At 75.2% G+C, this 24525-nt stretch carries 26 protein-coding genes; 9 read left to right on the top strand and 17 right to left on the bottom strand.

Translation table 11 applies throughout. The annotated features are described in order from the left end of the window. Positions 1–125: 125 nt before the first annotated feature. From VGH76_RS00735 to VGH76_RS00725, 3 genes are all read right to left on the bottom strand, one after another. A complete protein-coding gene (locus VGH76_RS00735) occupies positions 126–1331 on the bottom strand; it encodes a HAMP domain-containing sensor histidine kinase (protein ID WP_331554687.1) in 1206 nt (401 codons plus the stop codon). A 92-nt stretch (positions 1332–1423) separates the two neighbouring features. Further along, positions 1424–1711: a hypothetical protein gene (locus VGH76_RS00730; protein WP_331554682.1), complete on the bottom strand. Its 288-nt coding sequence runs from the start codon at positions 1709–1711 to the stop codon at positions 1424–1426. A gap of 139 nt (positions 1712–1850) precedes the next feature. Further along, entirely contained in the window at positions 1851–2162 is a 312-nt protein-coding gene (locus VGH76_RS00725) for a hypothetical protein (RefSeq protein WP_331554681.1), read from the bottom strand. 155 nt (positions 2163–2317) lie between these two features. On the opposite strand from VGH76_RS00725, the gene VGH76_RS00720 reads away from it, so the two are divergent. After that, positions 2318–2491 (top strand): hypothetical protein, encoded by a 174-nt coding sequence (locus VGH76_RS00720; protein WP_331554680.1) that lies wholly within the window; start codon positions 2318–2320, stop codon positions 2489–2491. On the opposite strand, the gene VGH76_RS00715 is transcribed toward VGH76_RS00720, so the two are convergent. The 7 genes from VGH76_RS00715 to VGH76_RS00685 form a co-directional block, all read right to left on the bottom strand. Then, positions 2488–3159, bottom strand: coding sequence for a response regulator transcription factor (locus tag VGH76_RS00715; RefSeq protein ID WP_331554679.1), 672 nt, complete (start codon positions 3157–3159; stop codon positions 2488–2490). The genes VGH76_RS00720 and VGH76_RS00715 overlap by 4 nt on opposite strands. Positions 3160–3326: 167 nt before the next feature. Then, positions 3327–5369 carry a 1-deoxy-D-xylulose-5-phosphate synthase gene (gene dxs, locus VGH76_RS00710; RefSeq protein ID WP_331554678.1) on the bottom strand — a complete coding sequence of 681 codons (2043 nt, stop codon included), beginning with the start codon at positions 5367–5369 and terminating at the stop codon, positions 3327–3329. A gap of 131 nt (positions 5370–5500) precedes the next feature. Beyond that, a complete protein-coding gene (locus tag VGH76_RS00705; RefSeq protein WP_331554677.1) occupies positions 5501–6085 on the bottom strand; it encodes a class I SAM-dependent methyltransferase in 585 nt (194 codons plus the stop codon). Next, positions 6082–7380, bottom strand: coding sequence for an amidohydrolase (locus tag VGH76_RS00700; RefSeq protein ID WP_331554676.1), 1299 nt, complete (start codon positions 7378–7380; stop codon positions 6082–6084). The genes VGH76_RS00705 and VGH76_RS00700 overlap by 4 nt, the downstream gene beginning before the upstream one ends. Next, positions 7377–8573 carry an amidohydrolase family protein gene (locus VGH76_RS00695; protein WP_331554675.1) on the bottom strand — a complete coding sequence of 399 codons (1197 nt, stop codon included), beginning with the start codon at positions 8571–8573 and terminating at the stop codon, positions 7377–7379. The genes VGH76_RS00700 and VGH76_RS00695 overlap by 4 nt, the downstream gene beginning before the upstream one ends. Further along, the gene (locus VGH76_RS00690; RefSeq protein WP_331554686.1) at positions 8570–9766 is read right to left on the bottom strand and encodes a class I SAM-dependent RNA methyltransferase; all 1197 of its coding nucleotides are present in this window, start codon (positions 9764–9766) and stop codon (positions 8570–8572) included. The genes VGH76_RS00695 and VGH76_RS00690 overlap by 4 nt, the downstream gene beginning before the upstream one ends. Before the next feature lie 73 nt (positions 9767–9839). After that, positions 9840–11981, bottom strand: a complete 2142-nt coding sequence (locus tag VGH76_RS00685) for an APC family permease (protein WP_331554674.1) — start codon at positions 11979–11981, stop codon at positions 9840–9842. A gap of 248 nt (positions 11982–12229) precedes the next feature. On the opposite strand from VGH76_RS00685, the gene VGH76_RS00680 reads away from it, so the two are divergent. The 3 genes from VGH76_RS00680 to VGH76_RS00670 are packed head-to-tail and all read left to right on the top strand — an operon-like array spanning position 12230 to position 14076. Beyond that, a complete protein-coding gene (locus VGH76_RS00680; protein ID WP_331554673.1) occupies positions 12230–12895 on the top strand; it encodes a TrkA family potassium uptake protein in 666 nt (221 codons plus the stop codon). Between the two features lie 34 nt (positions 12896–12929). After that, entirely contained in the window at positions 12930–13613 is a 684-nt protein-coding gene (locus VGH76_RS00675) for a TrkA family potassium uptake protein (RefSeq protein WP_331554672.1), read from the top strand. Position 13614: 1 nt separating this feature from the next. Continuing rightward, on the top strand, positions 13615–14076 hold the full coding sequence (locus tag VGH76_RS00670) for a protein-tyrosine phosphatase family protein (protein WP_331554671.1): 462 nt from the start codon (positions 13615–13617) through the stop codon (positions 14074–14076). Positions 14077–14120: 44 nt separating this feature from the next. Here VGH76_RS00670 and VGH76_RS00665 read toward each other — a convergent pair whose 3' ends face one another. Then, positions 14121–14735: a CGNR zinc finger domain-containing protein gene (locus VGH76_RS00665; RefSeq protein ID WP_331554670.1), complete on the bottom strand. Its 615-nt coding sequence runs from the start codon at positions 14733–14735 to the stop codon at positions 14121–14123. Between the two features lie 56 nt (positions 14736–14791). On the opposite strand from VGH76_RS00665, the gene VGH76_RS00660 reads away from it, so the two are divergent. From VGH76_RS00660 to VGH76_RS00650, 3 genes are all read left to right on the top strand, one after another. After that, entirely contained in the window at positions 14792–15613 is an 822-nt protein-coding gene (locus VGH76_RS00660) for an alpha/beta hydrolase (RefSeq protein WP_331554669.1), read from the top strand. A 53-nt stretch (positions 15614–15666) separates the two neighbouring features. Next, on the top strand, positions 15667–17352 hold the full coding sequence (locus VGH76_RS00655; RefSeq protein WP_331554668.1) for an alpha/beta-hydrolase family protein: 1686 nt from the start codon (positions 15667–15669) through the stop codon (positions 17350–17352). Between the two features lie 117 nt (positions 17353–17469). Further along, positions 17470–18891, top strand: a complete 1422-nt coding sequence (locus tag VGH76_RS00650; RefSeq protein WP_331554667.1) for an HNH endonuclease signature motif containing protein — start codon at positions 17470–17472, stop codon at positions 18889–18891. Positions 18892–19010: 119 nt separating this feature from the next. On the opposite strand, the gene VGH76_RS00645 is transcribed toward VGH76_RS00650, so the two are convergent. From VGH76_RS00645 to dut, 4 genes are all read right to left on the bottom strand, one after another. Further along, positions 19011–19832 (bottom strand): DUF3159 domain-containing protein, encoded by an 822-nt coding sequence (locus VGH76_RS00645; protein WP_331554666.1) that lies wholly within the window; start codon positions 19830–19832, stop codon positions 19011–19013. Positions 19833–19967: 135 nt separating this feature from the next. Beyond that, positions 19968–20345, bottom strand: a complete 378-nt coding sequence (locus VGH76_RS00640) for an OB-fold nucleic acid binding domain-containing protein (RefSeq protein WP_331554665.1) — start codon at positions 20343–20345, stop codon at positions 19968–19970. An 82-nt stretch (positions 20346–20427) separates the two neighbouring features. Then, on the bottom strand, positions 20428–21153 hold the full coding sequence (locus VGH76_RS00635) for a DUF3710 domain-containing protein (protein WP_331554664.1): 726 nt from the start codon (positions 21151–21153) through the stop codon (positions 20428–20430). Positions 21154–21165: 12 nt separating this feature from the next. Continuing rightward, positions 21166–21726, bottom strand: a complete 561-nt coding sequence (gene dut, locus VGH76_RS00630) for a dUTP diphosphatase (protein ID WP_414637639.1) — start codon at positions 21724–21726, stop codon at positions 21166–21168. A gap of 28 nt (positions 21727–21754) precedes the next feature. Here dut and VGH76_RS00625 point away from each other — a divergent pair, with 28 nt between their 5' ends. After that, complete coding sequence (locus VGH76_RS00625) at positions 21755–22252, top strand: DUF3093 domain-containing protein (protein WP_331554662.1); 498 nt, start codon at positions 21755–21757, stop codon at positions 22250–22252. Positions 22253–22411: 159 nt separating this feature from the next. Here VGH76_RS00625 and VGH76_RS00620 read toward each other — a convergent pair whose 3' ends face one another. Continuing rightward, positions 22412–22714, bottom strand: coding sequence for a DUF4193 domain-containing protein (locus VGH76_RS00620; RefSeq protein WP_169183181.1), 303 nt, complete (start codon positions 22712–22714; stop codon positions 22412–22414). 289 nt (positions 22715–23003) lie between these two features. On the opposite strand from VGH76_RS00620, the gene cei reads away from it, so the two are divergent. Continuing rightward, positions 23004–23621 (top strand): envelope integrity protein Cei, encoded by a 618-nt coding sequence (gene cei / locus VGH76_RS00615; protein WP_331554661.1) that lies wholly within the window; start codon positions 23004–23006, stop codon positions 23619–23621. A gap of 50 nt (positions 23622–23671) precedes the next feature. On the opposite strand, the gene VGH76_RS00610 is transcribed toward cei, so the two are convergent. Further along, the gene (locus VGH76_RS00610; protein ID WP_414637634.1) at positions 23672–24502 is read right to left on the bottom strand and encodes an inositol monophosphatase family protein; all 831 of its coding nucleotides are present in this window, start codon (positions 24500–24502) and stop codon (positions 23672–23674) included. Positions 24503–24525: the final 23 nt, after the last annotated feature.

Raw genomic sequence — 24525 nt, 5'->3', positions numbered from 1 at the left:
TCCCGGTCCCGACGCCGCCGCCGGCGCGAGCGGGACCGCGACCCGGCACCGGCGCCCGGCCAGGTCCGGGATCAGGTGGCGCCCCGGGATCAGGTCGTGGCCCGGGATCAGGTCGTGGCCCGGGATCAGGTCGGAACGGTCGCCCCCGTGTTCAGCGACCCCGACGCCTGATCCTCCGGCGCCGCCGGCAGCACCACCCGCACCGAGAGCCCGCCGCCCGGCACCGGCTCGGCGTCCACCGAGCCTCCGTGCGAGCGCACCACCGCGCGCACGATCGAGAGCCCCAGCCCGGATCCGGTCCCGACGCGGTCGGCCCCGCGCCGGAACGGCTCGAACAGGTCGGGCACCCGCGCCGGGTCGAGCTCGGGGCCCGACGAGGCGACGACGAGCTCCACCCGCGGGGGCCCGTCGTCCTCGGTCGCCTTGTCTTCGGTCGCCCGGTCGGGGAGGCGCCGCGCGCTCACCGCGAGCCAGCCGCCCTCGACGTTGTGGCGCACCGCGTTCTCGACGAGGTTGCCGACCACCCGCTCCAGCAGGGCGGCGTCCCCGACGACGACCGGGGCCTCCGAGGCCCGGGAGGTGGCGTCGACCCGCAGCCGCCGGCCCTCCACCTCGGCGCGGACGGCGTCGAGGGCCCGCTGGGCGGCGAGGTCGAGGTCCACGGGCTCGTCCGCGGCCGAGGGCCGGTGCTCGGCCGCCTCCGTGCGGGCGAGCAGCAGCAGCCCCTCGACGAGGCCCTCGGCGCGGCGGGTGGCGTCGCGCAGGACGCCCGCCATGCGGCGCAGCTCGGCCACGTCGGCGTCCGGGTCGGCGAGCGTCACGTCGATCTCGGTGCGCAGCACGGCGAGCGGGGTGCGCAGCTCGTGACTGGCGTTGGCGACGAAGCGCCGTTGCGCGTCGAAGGCCGCCTGGAGCCGGTCGAGCATGGCGTCGAAGGTGTCGGCGAGCTCGGCGACCTCGTCGCGCGGCCCCTCGAGGTCGATGCGCTCGTCCAGCGACTCCGCCGAGAGCCGCCGGGCGGTGGCGGTGACCTCGTGCACCGGACGCAGCACGTGCCCCGAGAGGACCCACGACACCATCGCCGCGGCCACCACCACCAGCGCGAACGCGATGGACCCGACCTGCAGCACCTCGGTGCGCGCGCTGCGCCCGAGCGCGGCGGCGATCTCCCCGGCCGGGACCGAGACGCCGTCGACGAGCACCGGGGTCTGTGGCGCCAGGGTCGGCAGCGACGCGGCTACCTCGCCGACGAGCATCCACCCCAGCCAGAGCAGCACCGCGCTGACGGCGGCCACGAGGCCGGTCGCGAGCAGGGTCAGGCGGACCCGCAGGCCGGGGCCGCGCCGCCGCCGCGCCCGCGCGGCCGCGGCGGATCTGCCCTCCTCGGGCGCGCGGTCGACACGGCGGAACACGGTCGCCGAGCCTACGTCCGCTCGCGGTGCCCCCGCGTGAGACGGGCGTCCGCGGCCGGAGCGCGCTCGGGGCGGGCCCAGGCGGCGACGCGGGACGCCAGCGGCGTGGCGTCGTTCCAGGCGCGGTAGACGGGGTCGCGCTCCAGCTCGGCGAGGGCCGCCGCGGCGAGGGCGTGCGCGGCGCGCCCGGCGGTGGTGTCCCCGTCATCGAGCCACCGACGCCCGAGCTCGAGCTCGGCACGCTCGTCACCGTCGAGCGCCTGCGCGAAGAGCGCCGTGACCTCGTCGCGCCCCGCCATCATCCCCTCCCCTCGACGTGGGACCTGCCGCCGCCGGCCGCGTCCCGCCCCGTTCAACGACCGGGACCCGCAGACGCCACGGGCCCGGTCCCACGCCTTCGCGGCGCGGGCCGGGCCCGTGACGAGCGCGGTGCGCGTGTCAGTTGATCGCGTGGATCGGGTTGGAGCACGACTTCGCGATGGCCGCGCCGTTGCCGTGGCCCGCCTTCGAGGCCACCGGGACCCCGACCGCGTTGTCCTGGACGGGCACCTGCACGCCGAGGACGTTCACGGGGACGTCGTTGTTGCAGGCCTCGCCCGTGGTGTTCGGGGCGAAGTCGCTCGAGTTGACCAGGCCCTTCTGGGTGGTCCCGGCGTCGGTGTGGTCGCTGGCGAACGCCATACCGGTGGTGGAGACGAGGCCGGAGCTGATCAGTGCGGCCGCCAGCACGGTCTTGCGCATCATGGCCATGGAGAGTTCCTCTCGTGGGGGAGCGCCGAGCGGCCGCTACCCTGCGCGACCGTTCGAATACGTGACGTCAACGCGTCGGGAACCGCATCAGTCACGGTTGTTGCATACGCATCCGCCGAACGGGTGACCGTCGTCCGATGGGGCATCCTCGTGGCATGGCGGTCGACGCGGACCCGGTCATCCTCGAGGTGGCGCTCAACGGTGCCACCGGGCCCGAGCAGAACCCCCACGTGCTGCTCGACGAGGCGGTGTCCCTGCTCGCGGCGCGCGGACGGCGTCCGGCGACGAGCGCCGAAGCCCGGGAGATGCTCGGGGTCCCCCGCGCCTAGACCGCGGCGTGGGTGTCGGTGCGGACCCGGTAGCCCGACCCCACCACGGTGTCGATGATGCCCGGCTCGCCCAGCTTCTTGCGCAGGGTCATGACGGTGACCCGCACCGTCGTCGTGAAGGGGTCGGCGTTCTCGTCCCAGACCCGCTCGAGCAGCTCCTCGGACGACACCACCGCGCCGCCGGCGGCGAGCAGCACCTCGAGGACGCCGAACTCCTTGCGGGTCAGGTCGACCGGACCGCCGTCGCGCAGCACGGTGCGCTTCGACGGGTCGAGCACCACACCGGCCGCCTCGAGCACCGGGGGCGTCGCGGGTGTAGCGCGGCGACCCAGGGCGCGGATGCGCGCCACGAGCTCGGGGAAGTCGAAGGGCTTGGCGAGGTAGTCGTCGGCGCCGAGGGCGAGACCGGCCACCTTGTCGCGCAGCGTCCCGCTGGCGGTCAGCATGATGACCCGTGTCACCCCGCCGGCCATCTCGGCGCACAGCTCGTCGCCGGAGCGGCCCGGGAGGTCGCGGTCGAGGACCACGACGTCGTATCGGGTCACCGAGGCCTTCTCCGAGCCGGAGTCGCCGTCGTAGGCGACGTCGACCGCCATGCCCTCACGGCGCAGTCCCCGGGCGAGGGCGTCCGCCAGGGCCTGCTCGTCCTCCACGATCAGAATCCGCACGTCCCCACCATGCCATCGCGGGCCTGAGCAGGAGCTGAGGATTCGCTGGGCGGATCTCGTCGATCCGGTGGGCCGACCCGGGGCTCGACGAGTGAACGGCGCCGTTCTGGCATCCAACGGCAGGAATGTGCCGTTGCTGCCGTGGAGGCCGAGCGGCGGGCCCGGGATCAGCGGCCGCCGTCCCCCGCCACCCGCGGGAGGGACGACACGACGGGCACCGGATGCTCCGACCCACCCTGCTTCCGGGCCAGACCCGAGACCCACTCCGTGATCCGCCGCGCGACGTCCTGATCGGTGAGCCCCGCCGAGGTGAGGATCGCGCCCCGGCTGTCGTGCGTCAGGAACCGCTGCTCGAGGGCGACCCGGCGCACCGGGACGTCGATCCCGGCCTCCGCGAGCCGGTCGGCCACCGCCGCACCGAACCCGCCGTGGCGCCCGCCGTCCTCGACGGTCACCACCAACCGGTGCCCGGCGGCCAGCTCACAGAGCACCTCCGGGACCGGCTGGCACCACCGCGGGTCGACCACGGTCACCCCGATCCCCTGCGCGGTCAGCCGGTCCGCGGCCTCGATTCCCAGCTGCCCGAAGGCGCCGACCGCGACGAGCAGGACGTCGGGCACACCCGGGGTCTCGTCCTCGTCGAGGCGCTCGAGCGCGGTGGGCCGCGGCGCGGCGCGGGAGAGCCGGCCGGGCTCGGCGAGCACGTCCACCACCCCCGGCCCGCCGGAGGTGGCCTCGCCACCCCGGCCGAGACGACGCAGCGCGGGCACCTCGCCCGGCACCGCGCCCTTCGACCAGCGCAGCGCGGTGGGGCCGTCGGCGATGTCGACCGCCTCGCGCAGCTCCTCGCGCAGGGTCACCGCGTCGCGCGGTGCCGCGACCCGCAGACCCGGCACGATGCCCATGACCGAGAGGTCCCACATGCCGTTGTGCGACGCGCCGTCGGACCCGGTCACCCCGGCCCGGTCGAGGACCACCGTCACCGGCTCGCGGTGCAGGGCCACGTCCATGAGCAGCTGGTCGAAGGCACGGTTGAGGAACGTGGAGTAGATCGCGACCACGGGGTGCAGCCCGCCGTGGGCCAGGCCGGCCGCGGAGGTCATGGCGTGTGCCTCGGCGATGCCGACGTCGAAGAGCCGCTCCGGGTAGGCCTCCCCGAACGCCGAGAGCCCGGTCGGGCCCGGCATGGCAGCGGTGATGGCGACGACGTCGGAGCGTTCCCGGCCGATCTCGAGCATCGCGTCGGTGAACACCGAGGTCCACTCGCGGGGCTTCGGGCCGACCGGCAGCCCGGTGTCGGGGTCGAGCACGCCGACCGAGTGCATCTGCTCGGCCTGGTCCTGCTCGGCCGAGGGGAAGCCGCGGCCCTTGTAGGTGACCGCGTGCACGATCACCGGCGCGCCGAAGTCCCGCGCGGCCGACAGCGCGGTTTCCAGGGCCTCGACGTCGTGCCCGTCCACCGGGCCGACGTACTTGATGCCGAGGTCGGAGAACAGCGCCTGGGGCGTGATCGCGTCCTTGACCCCGGCCTTGGCCGCGTGCACCGCCGAGTAGAGCCCCTTGCCGACCACCGGGATCTTCTGCAGCGCCCGCTTGCCGTGCTCGAGCGCCTCCTCGTAGCGGGGGGCCAGGCGCAGCGTCGAGAGCCGCTCGGAGAGCCCGCCGATGGTCGGGGCGTAGGAGCGGCCGTTGTCGTTGACGACGATGACGACGGGCCGGTCGGACCCGGCGATGTTGTTGAGCGCCTCCCAGCACATTCCGCCGGTGAGGGCGCCGTCGCCGACCACGGCCACGACCGAGCGCTCGCGGCCCAGCAGCGCGTCGGCCTTCGCGAGGCCGTCGGCCCAGGAGAGCGCGGTGGAGGCGTGGGAGTTCTCGACGTGGTCGTGCTCGCTCTCGGCCCGGCTCGGGTAGCCCGACAGGCCCCCGCCCTGGCGCAGGCCGTCGAACTCGCCCGAGCGCCCCGTGACGATCTTGTGGACGTAGCTCTGGTGCCCGGTGTCGAACACCAGGGCGTCACGCGGGGAGTCGAAGACCCGGTGCAGCGCGAGGGTCAGCTCGACGACCCCGAGGTTCGGGCCCAGGTGGCCGCCGGTGCGGCACACCGTGTCGACGAGGAAGCCGCGGATCTCGGCGGCGAGGGAGTCGACCTGGTCGGCGGCCAGCGTCTTCAGGTCGGCCGGGGTGCTGACGCGCTGCAGCAGGCTCACTGCTCCTCGCCTCATCTCTCACGGGTCCCGGATCGGGCCCGGCGGCGCGGGCCTCGGTCAGTCTACGGAGAACGCGGCCCGGCGCAGGCCCCGCGCGACGAGCGGGTGAGCGTCAGACCCTCCCCGGGCCGTCACACGGTTCGCGGACGACGCGCCACGTAGACCACCGCGGGCGGCACGTTGGCCCACACGGTGCGGCTGACCACCACCTCCTCGAAGGTGGCCTCGAGGTTGCGCTGCACCTGCTTCGCCGTCGGGAAGAACCGGATCCAGGCGTGGGCGAGCTGTGTCACGGCGCCGCCGGGAGCGGCCATCCGGGCCAGCAGCGGGAAGATCGACCGGTCCTTCGGCGCGGTCGCGAGCCAGGGCAGCCCGGACACCGACAGGTCCGCCCGCACGCCCTCGGCGAGCAGCTTCTCGACGGCGGCGTGGGCGTCGTCGCAGATGACCTCCACCTCGGGGTGGCGCTCGCGCAGCACCGCGGCCATCGCCTCGTCGAACTCGATCGCGATGTGGCGCCCACGGCCCTGCAGCCGCTTCTGGATCTCGTCGGTCACCGACCCGGTGCCGGCGCCGAGGTCGACGACGACGGGGTCGCCGGTCACGGGCAGCGGCGCGATGGCCTGCCGGCACAGCGGCGGGAAGCTGGGGAAGAGGGCCGCGACGTGCAGCGGGTCGCGGAGGAAGGCCTGGCTGAAGTGACGGATCTCGGTCACCGGGGCTCCTGGGCTGGTGCGTCGGGGAGGGTGGACGGCGCGGTGAGCTCGTGCCCCGCCGCGACGACGGCGGCGAGCAGGGCGCGGGCCACCTCGCCGACCATGGCGTCGTCGGGCGAGAACGCCGGGTGGTGCAGTCCGGGGGCGCTGCCGAGCACGGCGTCGGGGTCGGCCGTGCCCACGAACAGCATCATGGCCGGGAGACGCAGGCCGGCGGAGCTGGACCCGTCGGGAGCGACGGGCGGGGCGTCCTCGCCCGCCGCGTAGTGGGAGAAGTCGTCCGCGCCGCACGAGCGGAACAGGGTGTCCAGCGTCAGCCCGGCGACGGCGCGCTCGCCCCGGCGCCGTCCGCCCAGGGCGGCCGCGATCGCCGGCGTCAGCCGGTCGTCGTTGACGACGGCGGGCTCGTTGGGGACCACCCGCATCTCGCCGGTGCAGCCGTGCGCGGCCGCGGTGTGCTCGACGACGTCGCGGACCGCGGCGAGGATCCCGTCGCGGTCGGCGTCGAGGGCCCGGACGGTGCCGCGGGCGGTCGCCTCGGCGGGGACGACGTTGGGCGCGCTGCCCGCCGTCATCTGGCCGATGGTGACCACGCCGGCCTCCAGCGGGTTGACCCGCCGGGACACCACGTGCTGGATCGAGACCACGACCTGCGCGAGCGCGAGCACGGGGTCCCGGGTGCGGTGCGGGTAGCCGCCGTGCCCGGCCCGGCCGTGCACCGCGATCTCGATCTCGTCGGCCGAGGCGTTCACCGGCCCCGGCCGGGCCGAGACCACCCCGCGGGGCAGCTCCGGCTGCACGTGGACGCCCAGCACCGCGGCGGGGGTGTGCGCGCGGAACGCCGCGGAGGCGACGACGTCGGCCGCGCCGCTGGGCGCCTTCTCCTCCCGGGGCTGGAAGACCGCGAGCAGCGGGGCGGGCAGCAGCTCCGGGCCGGTCGCGGCGACCGCCCGGGCGAGCGCCACGAGGGCGGCGACGTGGACGTCGTGGCCGCACACGTGGGCGGCGGGGCCGGTGGCGGCGAACGGCAGGCCGGTCTGCTCCACCACGGGCAGGGCGTCGAGCTCGGCGCGCACGGCGACGGCGGGTCCCGGGCCGCCGAGGCGCAGCATCGCCCCGGTGTCCGCGACGGGCTCCAGCGGCACCCCGAGGGCCGCGGCGACCGCGTCGCGGGAGTCGGCCTCGTCGCCGGAGACCCGCGGTTCGCGGTGCAGCACCTGCCGCAGCTCCACCGCGGCGTCGAGCTCGGCCTCGAGCGCGGCGGCCAGGGCCGGGGGCACCGTCCGAGCGGTCACGCCGGCATCCGCGGATAGACCCGGCGGGCGTTGTCGCGAGCGATCATGGTGGCCACCCGTTCGGCGTCGGCAGGAGACATCTCGTCGGTCGCGCAGGCCTGCTCGAGCAGCCCGCCGAGGGCCGCGCGGAAGCGCAGCGCGCCCAGCAGGTGCAGCTCGGGCAGGCCGTAGGCGTCCGAGGCGTAGAGCACCTTGGCAAAGGGAGCGAGCTCGAGCATCTCGGCGATCACCGAGCGGGCGCGGGCACCGACGTAGGGCACGGCGAGGCTCACGTCGACGTGTACGCCGGAGAACACCTGGGCGAGCCAGGCCGCCTGCCGGTGGTACGGGTAGGTGTGCAACAGCATCAGCGGCACGCCGAGGGGCTCGACGAGGCGCGCGAAGCCGGTGAGCAGCGCCGGGTCGGACCGGTGCAGGTCCTCGTCGGCGTCGCCGAACCCGGTGTGCAGCTGCAGCGGCAACCCGGTGTCGAGGCCGGCCCAGATGCCGTGGCGCAACAGCACCGGGTCGCGCAGCGGAGCGCGCCGGGCGGCCCGCCGCGGCAGCCACTCCCCGGCGGCGGCGACCACCTCCGCGGGCCCGGGCCGCCGCGGGTCGACGTCGAGGCCGGCGCGGTAGGCGAGCACCGTCTTGCAGGCGACGGCGAGCGGGCGCCGCTGCGGGGCGGTGCGTCGCACGACCTCGGCGGCCACCGCGTCGCCGTAGCCCGCGGCGTCGATCCCGGCGTCGGCGACGTCCTCGGCGACCGCCTCGAGGCGCACCACCTCGCCGACCGGCGCCCCCGCGGTCGCGCACAGCTCGTCCAGCCCGAGCAGGCCGTCCGCCGCGAACCCGTGGTCGACCAGCAGCGACTCGGTGCCCGCGGCGCGCAGCAGGGCCCGCGACACCGGCGCCGTGCCGATCTCGGCGCGGCGCGCCAGGTACTCGTCCGCGTCGGCGTGCGGCGGCAGACCCAGCACCGGAGAGCACCAGCGGCGCACCGAGAACCCGAGCGCGGAGTCGAACGCCGAGGTCCCGGGCGCCGGCCCCTCCCCCTCGGTGAGCAGGGCCTCGAAGGCCGGGCGGTCCAGCTCGGCGGCCGCGATCGAGTGGCAGTGGTGGTCCACCAGCCCCACGCCGTCGAGGAAGCTGACCGGCCCGGCCGGGACGAGGCCCAGGGCGACGAGGCCCTCCGGAGGGGTCGGACAGCTCACCCGGGATCCCGCGGGTCGAGCTCCCTCGCCAGCGTCGCCACGCACTCCACGAGGTGGGTCATCGGGAAGGCGTCGAACACCCGCAGCTGCTCGAGCCGGTAGCCGGTCTCGGCGAGCGCCGCGACGTCCCTCGCCAGGGCGGCCGGGTCGCAGGCCACGTGCACGATGCGCCGCGCCCCGACGGCCCCGAGACGCGCGGCGAGCTGACGCCCCAGTCCCTTGCGGGGCGGGTCGGCGACGATGACGTCGGGGGCCCCGTCGGAACGCACCAGGAAGTCCAGCACCTTCTCGACCCGCCCCCGCACGACGCGGCACGCCGGCAGGTCGGCGAGGTTCGCCCCGGCCGCGGCGGTGGCGTCGGGGTCGGACTCGACGTCCACCACGAGGCCGTCGGGCCCCACCCGCTCCGCCAGCGCCGCGGCGATCAGCCCGGCGCCGCCGTAGAGGTCCCACACCGTCTCGCCGGGACCCAGGTCGCCGACCCCCTCCAGCGCGGCCGTCACCACAGCGTCCGCCGCACCCGGGTGGACCTGCCAGAACGCGGGGGCGGGGAGCTCCCAGTCACGCCCCGCGGCGTGCTCGTGGGCCACCCCGGAACCCAGCTCGGGGTGCCGCTCGCCCTCGAAGAGCTCCGCGGCGTGGGTCTGGCCGGCCGCGTCGCGCACGATCTCGATCTCCGCGGTCGGCGTCCACTCCCGCTCGAGCACCGGCTCGAGCGCGCCGGGGGCCGCGATGGGGCACATGCCGACCGGGAGCACCTCGTGGCTGCGGTGGGCCCGCAGCCCGGGGCGGCCGTCGTCGGTGACCGCCATCCGCAGCCGGGTGCGCCAGCCCAGCGGCCCGCCGGGCAGGGCCTCGCAGACGACCTCCCGCTCGATACCGGCCAGGTGGGCGAGCTGCTCGGCCACGACGGCGGCCTTGAGGGCACGCTGGGTGTCGTGGTCGGCGTGCTGGAAGTCGCAGCCCCCGCACCCGCCGGGCCCGGCCCACGGGCAGGGCGGTTCGACCCGCCCCGGCGCCGCCCGCAGCACCGTCACCGCGTCGGCGCGGCAGAAGGACCCGCCGCCGTCCTCGGTGACCACGGCGTGGACCCGCTCCCCGGGCAGGGCGTGGCGCACGAAGACCACGCGGCCCTCGTAGCGGGCCACGCAGTGCCCGCCGTGGGCGACCGCGCCCACCTCGACGTCGAGCATGCGGTCGACCCAGGACTCCGCCGCCTCCCGGACCGGCTCGGCCGCCGGCACCGTCGTCACGGGGCCGCCCGGTTCAGCGGACATCGGCACCCGGGCGCGGGGGCGCCCCGTCCGGACCCGCGGGGTCCTTCGGCGAGGTCGTCCTGCCGGAGCCGGGGCGCAGCGGCGGCACGGCCCCCGTCGCGGAGGAGTCGCGCCGCGGGCCGGCCCCGCCCGCGCCGGGCAGCGGCGCCTCGTAGCCGCGTCGGGCCGACCCGGGGGCGGCCGGGGGACGCCGGGCCGCCGCACGGGCCGAGGACTCCAGCTGCCAGGGCACGCTGACGACCATCACACCCTTCTGGAACAGCAGCCTGCCCTTGAGGCGCAGGGCACTCTGGTTGTGCAGCACCTGCTCCCACCAGCGCCCCAGCACGTACTCCGGGATGAAGACCGTGACGACGTCGCGCGGGTTGTCGGTCCGGATGCGCTTGACGTACTGCAGGATCGGCCGCGTGATCTCGCGATAGGGGGATTCCAGCACCTTGAGCGGCACCGGGAGCTGGCGGGCCTCCCAGTCCGTGACGACCTTGCGGGTGTCGGCGTCGTCGACGTTGACCGTGACCGCCTCGAGGACGTCCGGCCGGGTCGCGCGGGCGTAGGCGACCGCCCGCAGCGTGGGCTTGTGCACCGTCGAGACCAGCACGATCGCGTGGTTGCGGCTGGGCAGGACGCCCTCGAGGACGCCGTCGGGGGCCGCGATCTCCTCGGCCACCCGGTCGTAGTGCTTGCGGATCGAGAGCATCAGCGCGAAGGCGAGCGCACCCGCGACGATCGCGATCCAGGCGCCCACCATGAACTTGGTGATCAGGACGACGACGAGGACGACCCCGGTCATCGTCGCGCCGAACCCCGACACCAGCCGCGCCCGGTGCAGGCGGCGCCGCTCGCCCTCCCCGGTCTCGGTGCGCAGCAGCCGGTTCCAGTGCCGCACCATCCCGGTCTGGCTCAGGGTGAACGACACGAACACCCCGACGGTGTAGAGCGGGATGAGGGCCGTGACCTGCGCGCCGAACCCGACGACGAGCACGATCGCGAAGAACGCCAGGAAGAGGATCCCGTTCGAGAACGCCAGCCGGTCGCCGCGGGTGTGCAGCTGGCGGGGCAGGTAGCGGTCCTGGGCGAGGATCGAGCCCAGCACCGGGAACCCGTTGAAGGCGGTGTTCGCGGCGAGCACCAGGATCAGCGCGGTGAAGATCGTCACGGCCCAGAACCCCGGCGGGAAGCCGTGGAAGATCGTCTGGGCGAGCTGGGCGATCAGCGTCTCCTGCTTGTAGCCCGGCGGGGCGTTGACCAGCTGGGTGTCCGGGTCCTCGGCCATGTGCACCCCGGTGGCCCGAGCCAGGGCGAGCATCCCGCTGAAGAGGCAGATCGCGATGAGTCCGAGCATCGCGAGCGTCGTCGCCGCGTTGCGCGACTTCGGCTTGCGGAACGCCGGGACGCCGTTGGAGATCGCCTCGACGCCGGTCAGGGCGGCGCATCCCTGGGTGAACGAGCGCAGCACCAGGAACATCAGCGCGAACTGCGAGAGCTGCGTCTCCTCGCCCACCACGCCGACCGCGGCACTGGGCGCCGTCATGTCGGCCCCGATCCCCAGCCGCACGGCTCCGACGACGAGCATCGCGACCAGGCTGAAGATGAACAGGTAGGTGGGGACCGCGAACGCGATCCCGGACTCGCGCACGCCCCGCAGGTTGACCGCCGTGAGGACGACGATCGCCGCCACGCAGAACAGCACCTTGTGCGTGCCGACGAACGGGATGAGCGCGCCGAGGTTGTCCGCCGCCGAGGACATCGACACCGCGACGGTGAGCGTGTAGTCGACGAGCAGCGCCGAACCGACCGTGAGGCCCGCGTAGCGCCCGAGGTTCACCGTCGCGATCTCGTAGTCGCCGCCGCCCGAGGGGTACGCGTGGACGTTCTGGCGGTAGCTCACCACCACCGTGGCGAGCACCAGGACGACCGCGACGCCGATCCACGGCGAGAACACGTAGGCGCCCAGCCCGGCCAGCGAGAGGGTGACCAGCACCTCCTGCGGCGCGTAGGCCACGGAGGACAGGGCGTCGGAGGCGAACACCGGCAGCGCGATGCGTTTGCGCAGCAGCGTGTCCGAGAGCTCGTCGCTGCGGAACGGGAGTCCGAGCACGAGGCGTTTCGCGGCGGTCGCGAGCCTGGGCACGGCGCAGAGCGTAGGCCGCGCACGTTGTCCACGGGCAGGGCGACCGGCCCGGGTCGCACCAGCGCCTGTCGCGTCGGTCCGCTCCCGTCCCGGGTGTCCGGACCGAACCTCCGATCACCCGTTGCCGCACGGATCGTCGTGGGCACCCGATAGCGTGCGCCCGGCGAGCGACGCCGCGGCGACGCGTGGTCGGGTCGAGGTCGGGGCGACCGGGGCCGGAAGGGCCCCCGGGTGCGACGGGAGGACGCGTGCACATCGTCGTCATGGGCTGCGGCCGCGTGGGGTCGGCGCTGGCCCTGTCGCTGGAGCGCCTCGGCCACGACGTCGCGGTCGTCGACCGCGATCCGCAGGCGTTCCGCCGCCTGGGCAACGACTTCCACGGTCAGGAGGTCGTCGGCGTCGGGTTCGACCGCGAGGTCCTCACCTCCGCCGGCATCCACCGGGCCCAGGCGTTCGCGGCCGTCTCCTCGGGAGACAATTCCAACATCATCTCCGCGCGGGTCGCGCGCGAGACCTTCGGCGTGGAGACCGTCGTGGCGCGGATCTACGACGCCAAGCGCGCCGCGGTCTACGAGCGGCTCGGCATCCCGACGGTGGCCACGGTCCCGTGGACCACCGACCGCTTCCTGCGGATGCTGCTGCCCGACGGCGTCGCCACCGCCTGGCGCGACCCGTCGGGCACCGTCGCGATCATGCAGCTGCCGTTCCACGAGGACTGGTCCGGACACCCGGTCACCGAGCTCGAGGAGGCGACCGGCAGCCGCGTCGCCTTCATCGTCCGGTTCGGCACCGGGGTGCTGACGCGGGCCGACACCGTGATCCAGGCCGACGACGTCGTCTACGCGGCCGCCGTCAGCGGCACCGTCGCGACGGTCACCCAGGCGGCGCAGACCGCGCCCGTGGAGCGGGGGTAGCGCAGATGCGGGAGACGGAGTTCGGGGTGACAGGGTGCGCGTGACTATCGCCGGGGCCGGCGCCGTGGGGCGCTCCATCGCGAGCGAGCTCATCGAGAACGGCCACGAGGTGATGCTCGTCGAGCGCGACCTCGCCGAGGTCGAGCCCGAGGCGGTGCCCCAGGCCGAGTGGGTGCACGCCGACGCCTGCGAGGTCGCATCGCTCGAGGACGCGCAGGTCCAGGACTGCGACGTCGTCATCGCGGCCACCGGGGACGACAAGGTCAACCTCGTGGTGTCGCTGCTCGCGAAGACCGAGTTCGCGGTACGCCGGGTGGTCGCCCGGGTCAACGACCCCCGCAACGAGTGGCTGTTCACCGAGGCCTGGGGCGTCGACGTGGCGGTGTCGACGCCGCGCATGCTCGCCGCGATGGTCGAGGAGGCGGTGTCGGTCGGCGACCTCGTGCGGCTGCTGACCCTGCGCCAGGGCAAGGCGAACCTCGTGGAGGTGACGCTGCCCTCGGACACCCCGCTCGCCGGCCGGCCGGTGCGCGACGTCCCGCTGCCCCCCGACGCCGCGCTGGTGGCGATCCTGCGCGGCGGGCGGGTGATCGTCCCGCAGTCCGACGACCCGCTCGAGGGCGGCGACGAGATGCTCTTCGTCGCGGGCGAGGGTGTCGAGCGGGAGATCCACACGGTGCTGACCACGCGGGACGAGGGCGGTCAGGAGCTGATCTGACGTGCTCGAGGGGGCGATCACGCTGCCCGGGGGCGGCCTCGTCCGCGGTCGGGGGCTGCGGGGCGGGGTGCCGCCCGGCCCGTTGCCCGCCTTCGGCCTCTACCTCGGCTCGCGCCGCGCCGCCCGGCGTCAGGATCCGGACCTGACCTGGCCGCGCCGCTGGCTCGTCTGGCCCGACTTCCGGCTCCCCCGCCACCCGCGCGAGGCCGCCGACTCGATCGTCGGGACCCACCACCGCATCGTCGCGGTCGGTGAGGACGTCGAGGTGGCCTGCGGCGGCGGGGTCGGACGCACCGGCACCGTCCTCGCCTGCCTCGCGGTCCTCGACGGGCTCGCTCCCGATGACGCCGTGGCCTGGGTGCGGGCGCACCACCACCGGCGGGCCGTCGAGACGCGGGGCCAGCGCCGGTGGGTGCAGGCCTTCGCGGCGAAGCACGGAGAGGGCCGCCCCGACGACGGGTGAACGGCGCCGTTCTGACGTCAGACGTCACGATCGTGCCGTTGCTGTCATGAACCGCCCCGCTCCCCCGACGCCCGGGCGTGGTGACGGGCGGCCTTGGCGCGGTTGCCGCACGTCGCCATCGAGCACCACCGCCTGCGCCTCGACGGGGACGGGTCGAGGAAGAGCCACGAGCAGCGCCCGCAGAGCCCGATCCGGGTCCGCTCCTCGCCCGCGAGCAGGGCCGCCGTCGCCAGGGCGAGGCGCCGGCCGGGCAGCGCGAGCCCGGCGTCGTCCACCGTCACCGACCACGCCGGCCCCCGCGTCGGGTCCGGGGCGAGGCGGGCGGCGCGGTGGGCCCCCGCGACGTCGTCGGCGACGCGGGCCCGGTCGGCGTCGTCGACCTCCCCGCCGGTGACGGCGGCCGCCAGCCACCGGTGCAACGCGTCCCGCTGGCGGTGCACCGCCGCCAGCGCCTGCGCCGCCTCGTCTGGGCGCCGTTCCGCGAGGGCCGACAGCGCCGCCGCCTCGTCGTCGTCGACCACCTCGGCCGCGCGCGCCCAGACCACGAGGTCGGCGTAGGCCACCAGCCACTCGACCCGCTCGCGGGTGGACCCGCCCACGGTGTTGGTGAAGTCGAGCGTCGGGTGTCCCCCGACGAACGACTCTGGTCCCCACACCACGCTTGACACCTCCTCGATCGCTGCCTAACCCTAATACTGATGAAAGGGGTCACACCATGGACTTGACGGAGACCTTCACCTTCCGTGGCGACCGGGTGCGCTGGGGTGCGCTCGGCGAGGGCGACCCGCTGGTGCTCGTGCACGGGACGCCGTTCTCCTCGGTGGTGTGGCGGCGGATCGCCCCGCACCTGGCGCGGCGGCGGCGCGTGTACGCGTTCGACCTGCTGGGCTACGGCGTCTCGGACAAGCACGAGAACCAGGACGTGTCGCTCGGGGTGCAGAACGAGTTGTTCGCGGCGCTGCTCGACCACTGGGGGCTGGCGCGGCCCGACGTCGTCGCCCACGACTTCGGCGGCGCCACCGCGCTGCGCACCCACCTGCTGGACGGGCACGACTACCGCACCCTGACCCTGATCGACCCGGTCGCGCTCAGTCCGTCGGGTTCCCAGCTCGTGCAGGCCGCCCGCGGCCACGCGGACGCCTACGCCGCGATGCCGCCCTACGTGCACGAGGCGGTGCTGCGGGCCTACGTCGCGGCGGGGGTCCGCCGCACCCTCGACGATGCCGAGATGCGCCGCTACCTCGACCCGTGGCTCGGGGAGGTCGGGCAGCCGGCGTTCTACCGGCAGATCGCACAGATGCACGACCGCTACACCGACGCTATCCAGGACCGCTTCGGCGAACTGCGCTGCCCGGTGACGATCCTCTGGGGTGCGCAGGACGCCTGGATCCCGGTGGCGCGGGCGTACGACCTCGCCGATCGGATCCTCGGCGCCGACCTGCGGGTGGTCGACGACGCCGGGCACCTGCTGCAGGAGGACAGCCCGGAGACGGTGGTCGCGACGGTGCTGGAGGCGCTCGACGCGGTGCCGGCCTGACCCCTGGCGGAGAGCACCGACACCGAAGCCGTGATCGCTGCGAGACTCCCCCCGTGGCCCACCCGGCGGCGCCCCGCCCGACCCTGCCCGACGCCACGGTGCCCCCCGCGCCACGCCCCGCCCGGCGTCGTCCCCTCCTGCACCCGGGTGGCCTGCTGCTGGGGACCGCGCTCGGCGCGCTCGCGATGACGCCCTCCCTGATCCCGCGCACCGGCTTCGTCCAGGGTCTGGTGTGCGGGGTGATGCTCGCCGCCGGCTACTTCGTCGGGGTCGTGCTCGGCCTGCTGGTACGTCCGCTCGTACGGCGGACCGGGCGCCGCCTCAACGGGGCCGCGTGGGTGCTCCTCACGGTGGTGGTGCTCGTCGTGTGGGCCGTCGCGGGATTCCTGGGGTTCCGGTGGCAGGCCGACCAGGCGGGGCTGCTCGGCGTCGCCGCCCCCCGCGCCATCGACTGGCTGCTCGCCTTCCCGGTGGCGCTCGGCGTCCTCGTCGTGCTGCTCCTGCTGGTCCGCGGCGTGCGGGCGCTCCCCCGGTGGCCGCGACGCGTCGTCGGCGTGGCGGTGGTCCTCGTCGTCGTCCTCCCCGGGATCTCGCTGGCGGGTGTCCCCGGGGTCAACCCGGCCCGTTCCGTCCTCGACCGCGCGTTCACGGCGCAGAACGAGGGCGTGTTCGGCGGAGCGACGCAGCCCGCCGACCCGCTGCGCTCCGGCTCCCCCGCCTCGCTGGTCAGCTGGGAGAGCCTCGGACGGGGCGGGCGCACCTTCGTCACCACCACGCCGTCGCCCGCCGACCTGGCGCGGGCCTCCGGACACCCCGCCCTCGACCCGATCCGGGTCTACGTCGGGCTCGGCGCCTCGGCGGACGCCCGGGAGCGCGCGCAGCTCGCCGTGCGCGAGCTCGCCCGGACCGGGGCGTTCTCCCGGCCGGTGATCGGCGTCGTCACCTCCACCGGCACCGGGTTCGCCGACGCCGAGGCCGTGAACGCCCTCGAGCTCGCCTGGGGCGGGGACACCGCGCTGGTGTCCAGCCAGTACTCGCTGCTGCCGAGCGGGCTGTCGTTCCTGCTCGACGGCGACCGGGTCCGCGAGGCGGGCACGACGATGTTCGACGCGGTCCGTGCCGCGGTCGACGCGTTGCCCCCCGGGTCGCCCCGCCCGCAGGTCGTCGTGTTCGGGGAGTCGCTCGGCTCGCTGGGATCGCAGGCCGCCTTCCCGACGGTGGAGGCGGTGCGGTCGCGGGCCGACGGCGCCCTGTGGAACGGCCCGCCGAACTCCTCCGACCTCTGGCACGGGCTCGTCGCGCGTCGCGACCCCGGCGGCCCCGAGATCCGGCCGGTGGTCGAGGGCGGGCGCACGGTCCGCTTCGGCGGCGGGTCGGCCACGCCGCTCCTGACGACGACGCCGCCGGCCCCCTGGCCGGACCCACGCGCGGTCTACCTGCAGCACCCCAGCGACCCGGTGGTCTGGTGGAGCTGGGATCTGCTCTGGTCCCGGTCCGACTGGCTCGCCCAACCGCGCGGCGAGGACGTCCTGCCGAGCGTGCGCTGGTACCCGCTGGTGACCTTCTGGCAGCTCGCGATGGACATGATCCGGGCCCAGACCGTCCCGTTCGGCCACGGCCACAACTACGGCCCGGAGTCGCTCGACGCGTGGATGGACGTGGTTCCGCCGCCGGGCTGGACCCCGGCCGACACCGCCCGGGTGCACGCCGTCCAGCAGGTGCCGGACCCCACCCGCTGATCGGTGCGTCAGCACCTGCCGTTGATCCACTCGACAGGCTCGAGTGGTCTCTTTGCTCTCGAACTCGTGTTCGAACGGCGGCTGTTGTCGCAGCTCAGGGCCTCGTAGCCTGATCACATGAGCTCCCCGAGTGCCGCGGACGAGGCGGTGATCGCCCGGGTCCGTGAGGCCGTGACCGCCGCACGGGAGGCCGAGTACGCCCTGCTGGTCGCTCTCGGGGAGCTCGCCGGGTCCGGGGCCTGGGAGGCCACCGGGCACCGCAAGCCCGCTCGGCTGGTCGAGGAACTCTGTCGGGTCGACCCGGCCCACGCCCACCGCCTGGTGGTGCACTCCGAGCACGTCCTCGCGACGGTGACCCTCACCGGCCACGACGTGCCACCCCGGCTGCCTCACGCGGCCCGGCTGGCCGCCGCCGGGGCAATCGGCGAGGAACACCTCCGGGTGCTGGTGCGCGCCCGGGAGCGGGTGGAGCGGATCCCCGGGATCGAGCCCCGGCAGCTCGCCGAGGCCGAGGAACTGCTCGCCGAGTCCGCCCGATCGCTGTCGCCCTGCGCTCTCGAGCGGGTCGTGGAGCAGCTGCTCGCCCGACTGGATCCCGATGGTGCGCCCCCCGAGGAGGAGCCCGAGCCGGCCGACGAGCTCCTGGTCACCCGCCGCCGCGACGGCACGCTCGCGTTCACCGGCCGCGTGCACGGGATCGCCGACGTCGAGCTGGTGCTGGAGACCCTCGACGCGCTCTCCGGGCCCGCCGGGTCCGACGACCCCCGCACCCTGGCCCAACGCCGCGCCGAAGCCCTGCTCGACCTCTGCGATCAGGCCCGCGGCTCGGGCGGCATCGCCGATGAACCCCGGGAGGTCCAGGACCCGTTCGGTGACGGCCCGGTCGACGAGGACGCGGACCGCCGCATCGACTGGCGCGACCAGCGCGACGAGGACTCCGACAGCTCCCACCGGCACGGCTGGCTACGCCCCGTCCCCGAGGGCCCGCCACCGCAGCCGCCCGAGCCGTCCCCACCCGCGGGTCCGGCCCGGCCGACCGACCCGTCGACCCCGGCCGACCCGCCAGACGCGGCCCAGCCGGCCGACGACGGCTCGCCCCCGCCGGGGGCGTCCGGGTCCACCCGGCAGCGACCGATGCCGCCCATCCCCTCCCGCGCCCAGATCGCGGTGACGATCCCGCTCGAGTGGCTCCGCGAACGCACCGGCCACGCCCTCCTCGACTCCGGGCGCCTCCTCGACCCGGCGACCGCCCGCCGCGTCGCCTGCGACGCCACCGTGATCCCTGTCGTCCTGGGCAGCCGGAGCGAGCCCGTCGAGCTCGGCCGGGCGGCCTACGCAGTCACCGAGGCCCTACGCCGGCTGCTGGTCATGCGCGACCGCGGATGCGCCCACCCGGGCTGCACGCGCCGGGCCAACCGCTGCCACGCCCACCACATCCGCCACGGGGTCGACGGCGGCCCCACCGACCCGGACAACCTAGTCCTGCTGTGTCGATATCACCACCACCTGGTCCACCACGCGGCTGGGAGATACGGATGATCGAGGGCCGGCCCTGGTTCGTCCCGCCGCGCTGGACCGACCCGCAGCGAAGGCCTGTCCCGGGCGGCGCCACCCTGCCGGACGCCCGGGCAGCGTGAGGTGCACGGCGGCCGGGGTCCTCAGGCGGCAGCGGCGTCCGTGCCCTCCGCGTCGGCCTCGGCGCGCTGGGCCTTGGCCTCCTCGGTGGCCCGCCGGATGGCCCACACCGTCACCGCGGCGGCCAGCACCGCGAGCGGCACCCCCATGGCCAGGCGCACCCACCCGAGCCAGGTGTCGGCGTAGGCCGAGTCGTAGAGCCACTGCTGGACGACGAAGCGCGCGCCGAAGACGACGACCCAGGCGAGGGTCGCGATGTCGTACCCGCGCCGCAGCCGGGGCGAGCGCCGCCAGCCCTGGCCGTCACCGTTGACCAGGTGCCAGAGCGTCCCGACCAGCGGCCACCGCACCACCATCGAGATCAGGAAGACGCCGCCGTAGAGGAGGCTGGTCCAGATGCCGAGCAGGAAGAATCCCTTGGCCTGCCCGGTGCGCCACGCGATGAACGCGCACACCGCGACGCCGAAGAGACCGGAGAAGGCCGGCTGCAGCTTCTCCCCGCGGACGAGCCGGTACGCGGCCACCGCGACCGCCGACGCGACGGCGGCGACGATCGAGGCCACCAGCGTGTGGAAGATCGCCTGGACGATCACGAACACGATGACCGGGACCGCCGAGGAGATGACCCCGGTGACGCCGCCCATCTGTTCCAGCAGCGTGGGGGCGCGCTCCTCGGCCTCCTCGGAGCCGTCGCCGTCGGGCCCCTCGGGCTCGTGGTCGGCCTTCTCCGGGGCCGCGGGCCGACCGACCCGGCCGTCCCGGACGGGCCGGCTGTCCGCCCGGCCGAACACCGGCGCCGTCGGGGCGTCGGGGCGCGGCGGACGCGGGGCGAGCGGCCGTCCCACGGTGCGCGATCCGGCCGGGTCCGTCTCGTCGGCCGCGGTGAAGGCGTCCGTCGCCGGGTCCTCCGGGCGGGCGTGGCGCCCCCCGGCCTGGTGGCGGGGCTGGCCGGTGTCGGGATGGCGGATGGTCGTGCTCCCTCAGGGCGCTCGCTGCAGCTCGTAGTACGGGTTGTAGATGACCTTCCGGCCGTCGCGGACGGCGACCCGTCCGCTGGCCCGCAGCGTGCGTCCCGGCTCGATGCCGGGGATGCGCCGCCGACCCATCCACACCAGGGTGACACCGTCGGTGCCGTCGAAGAGCTCCGCCTCCAACGTGGCGACCGAGTCCCGCGGGCAGATCTCGACGGACCGCAGGCGGCCCTTGACCGTGATCGCCTCGCCGGAGCCGGCGCAGTCGCCCGCCAGGTGGCACCCGGAGCGCTCCGCCTCGGCGGAGAGGTCCGCGGCGTCCAGGTCGGACACGTCGGAGGTGAGCTTGCGGACCATCCGTGACACGAACCCCGAGCTCTTGCCCATCGTCCGCTCCTCGTGAAGGACACCGCGGCCACCGCGGTGCCGTCCGGACCCGCCGTCGGGTCCGAGGTCAGAGTAGCTCCGTTCAGCTGCGGCCGGGTGAGGTGCCGGGGTCGCTGCGCTGCGGGAGCATCATCGGGATCACCGGACCGTCCGGCGAGGTGATCTGCCGGGGACGGGTCGGCAACGACTGGAACAGCGACTCGCGGAAGACCTCGGGGACGTCCTCGGGCACCTCGAGGGGCAGCAGCGAGCGCGCGGGCAGCGGATCGGGCGAGCGCACCACGACGGTGCCGCGCATCATCTCGCGGAGCATCCCGTGCAGGGCCAGGGCGTGCACGGCCGGACCGGTGCCGACGCCGCGCAGCAGCCACCGCGGCCCCTCCGCGGCGACGACACGGGCCACGACGTCACCGTTGCGGGCGACGAGCTCGCGGCCCCACTCGCCGCGGTCGCGCCGGATGGTGGCGCCCTCGGCCTGCAGTTGGGTGGCCAGCTCCTCGATGAGCTCTCCCCACAGCCCGCCGGTGCGGGGCGCGGCGAAGGCGCTGACGGTGAGGCGGCCCTCGGGCAGCATCGCGTGGACCGCCCGGAGGGGACCGCTCGGGTCCGGCTCGCAGACCAGCTTCGTGTTCGGCGGCACCGGCAGCTGGACCGACCCGAGGTCCAGACGCAGCCGTCCGTCGCGCGGTGCCTCCTCGGAGTCCCAGGGACCCCTGTGGTGGTGGATGTGGCGACCCGCGGGCTCCGCCGACCCCGGCACCTGGGCGATCCGGCCCTTGCGGTGCTTCCCGCGTGACGGCTCGGTCACGACCACTCCACCTCAGAGCTCCTCTGCCAGCGGCCGGTCCCGGCCGTCGTCGTCGTGGGCACCGGCGGTGTCCTCCGACTCCTCAATACCCTGCCCGTAACCGTTCCGTGACCTCGACCCGCCGACATCACCCGTCCGGCTCCATCCACCGGAGGAACCGAAGCCGCCGCCGCCCCGCTGTGAGGTCGGGAGCTCGTCCACGACGCGCACCGTCGGCAGCTCGACCCGCTGGACGACCAGCTGGGCGATGCGGTCGCCGCGGTGGAGCACGACGGGCCGCGCGGGGTCGTGGTTGACCAGGCAGACCCGGATCTCCCCGCGGTATCCCGCGTCGACGGTGCCGGGCGCGTTGAGCAGCCCCAGCCCCTCCCGGGCGGCGAGCCCGGAACGCGGGCACACGAACGCGGCGTAGCCCGTCGGGAGGGCCACCGAGACCCCGGTGCCGACGAGGGCCCGCTCCCCCGGCGCAATCTCCACGTCGGTGCGGGCGTACAGGTCGAGGCCGGCGTCGTCGGGGTGCGTCCGCCGGGGGACGGGCAGCCCCGGGTCCAGGCGGACCAGGTCGAGCTCCAGCACGATCGGCCAGATTACCCTGGGTTTCGTGACCTCCTCCCGCCCGTCCGCGCCCGCGCGGCCGGCACCCCCGCCGGGGCTCGAGCGCCTCGGGCTGCCGTGGTGGGCGTGGCCTCCCGGTCTGCTCGCGGGCGCGCTCGTGGGGATCGAGGCCAACATGGGGCTGCCGAAGGTGCCCTTCTGGATCCCCTACCTCATCGTGATGCCCCTGGCCGTCCTGGTGCTGTGGCGGCTGGGACGACGGCACGTCGGGGTCGGGCCCGGTCCCGACGGCGAGCCGGAGGTCTGGGCGGGGGCCGCGCACATCCCGACACGGTTCGTGGGGCGCGCGGACGTCGTGCGGGACGAGGACAAGCGGGTGGCGCTGGGCCCGCAGCTCGACCCCGCCGCCTACGTGCTCCACCGGCCCTGGGTCCCCGCCGCGGTCCGCCTCGAGATCCTCGACCCCGACGACCCGACGCCCTACTGGGTCGTCTCCACCCGCCGGCCCGAGCGCCTGCTCGCGGCGATCCGCGGTGAGACCTGACCCGGGGTCCGGTCACGCGAAAGGGCCCGGCGCGGGTGGGACACCCGGGCCGGGCCCGTCGTGGTCGTGGGTCGTCAGGGGTGCCCGGTCAGGGGTGCCCGGTCAGGAGTGGCGATCAGGGGGTGCTCGGCGGGGTCGCCGGCCCGTGGACGGTAGAGGTCAGGCCGCGCAGTCGCGGCAGATGAACGCGTTGCCGCGCGTCTCCGCGAGCCTGCTGCGGTGGTGGACCAGGAAGCAGCTGCCGCAGGTGAACTCGTCGGCCTGCTTGGGCAGCACCCGGACCGTCAGCTCCTCACCGGACAGGTCGGCGCCCGGGAGCTCGAAGCTCTCCGCGGTGTCGGTCTCGTCGACGTCGACGGCCGCGGACTGCGCCTCGTTCCGCCGTGCCTTGAGCTCCTCGAGCGAATCCTCGCCCATCTCGTCGGACTCGTTGCGGCGCGGGGCGTCGTAGTCGGTCGCCATTTGGTGTGTCCCACCCTCGTATTGCTGTGTTCTCGTGCGGCTGCACAACGCGGGACGACACCGGTTTGTGCCGGTGCCGTCGAGTGACGCGGGTCTCATCGACGACGGGTGCGGACACTGCCGCGCCGCGAGGCGGCAGGAGGGTAAACCACGGACCCGGGGGAGGGCCCCTCGATCCGCTGCGCCGAAGGTGTGATGTCGGGCGCCCACCCGTCGACGCCACGTGCCGGTCGGGGCGCCCGGTGCGGCACCGGCCGGACGCACCGGGTGCGCCACTAGGGTGTGGGCCGTGGCCGCCTCCCTCTCGCGGGCCGGCGGCGGGTACCGGCGCCGGCACCTGCTGCCCATGGGCCTGCTGGTGCTCGTCCTCGCCGTCGCCAGCATCCTGACCTGGATCGTCGTCTTCGCGAGCTCCACCGCCACGTCGGTGACATCGTGCAACGCACCCGTCTCGGGCGGCGGCAGCGTGCAGTCGCGGACCGCGCTGGACTCGACACCCGCCGCGCCGCCCGCGGATACCGCGACGCGCGTGCTCAACGGCGCGGGCCAGCGCGGGTCCGCGCAGCTGGCCGCGGTGGAGCTCGGCGAGCTCGGGATCCCGGAGGCGGCCCAGCCGGACAACGACCCGCTCTACCCCGGCCAGGACCTCTCCTGCGTGGGTCAGATCCGCTACGGCCCGGCCGGGGCCTCGGCGGCGCGCACCCTCTCGCTCGTCGTGCCGTGCGCCGAGCTCGTCGAGGACACCCGGCAGGGGGCCGCGGTCGACCTGGCCCTCGGCAGCGACTTCCGCGACATCACCCCGACCCAGGGCGTCACCCAGGCCCTCAAGGCCCTCGGCCAGGGCAGCGCGTCGGGCACCGACCCGAGCTCACTGTCCGGCCTGCGCGACGTGGACTGCTCCGCGTAGGTGCGCTCGCGCTCGTGAGCACTAATCCGTCCTATAGGGCGGAATAGTGCTCACAGGCCGGAGGCACCCAGCGAGCGGAGCAGCTCAGCCAGCTCTGCGGCGATCCCCGGCCCGGCGGCGAGCACGGCCTCGAGTCCCAGCCCGTCGGCGTCGGTGACCGACGGCCGGCGGACCACCGCACCCGCCTCCTCGGCGATCAGCGCCCCGGCCGCCCAGTCCCAGTGGTGCAGGCCGTGCTCGTAGTAGGCGTCGACCCAGCCCGCCGCGACCGAGCACAGGTCCAGCGAGGCGCACCCCTGGCGGCGGACGTCGCCGATCCGCCCGGCGATGCGGGAGACGAGCGCCGCCTGCCGTGCGCGCCGGTCCGGGTCGTAGTTCAGACCGGTGGCGACGACGGCGACGCCGGGCCGCGTCAGGGCGGACGCCCGCAGCGTCCGGCCGTCGAGCTGCGCGCCGTGGCCGGCCGCGGCACTCCACACCCGCCCGGACACCGGCTCGACGACGGCCCCCGCGAGGGCGCGGCCGTCGACCTCGGCCCCGATCGACACCGCGAACCAGGGCAGGCCGTGGGCGTAGTTCACGGTGCCGTCGATGGGGTCGACGACCCAGCGGACCTGCCCGGCCGCGGGCTCGGCGTCCGCGCCGCCCTCCTCGCCGAGGACGACGTCGTCGGGACGCAGCGCACCGAGGCGTTCCCGGATCAGCGCCTCGCACTCCTGGTCGCCGGCGGTGACGACGTCCGTGGCGGAGCTCTTCGTCGGCAGGTCGGCCACCGAGCCGTCCCCCACCACGCGGTCCCGCACCGCGAGCGCGAGCTCCGCCGCCTCCCGGGCCACCCCGACGGCCAGTTTCTCGAGCGTGCGGACGTCCTGATCGTTCACGTGTTCCATCGCACCACAGGTGA

The sequence above is a fragment of the Actinomycetospora sp. genome, from assembly GCF_036497585.1.
GTDB lineage: Bacteria > Actinomycetota > Actinomycetes > Mycobacteriales > Pseudonocardiaceae > Actinomycetospora.
The sequence above is the reverse complement of the archived record's forward strand: the minus strand, read 5'-3'. Positions and strand labels throughout refer to the sequence as shown.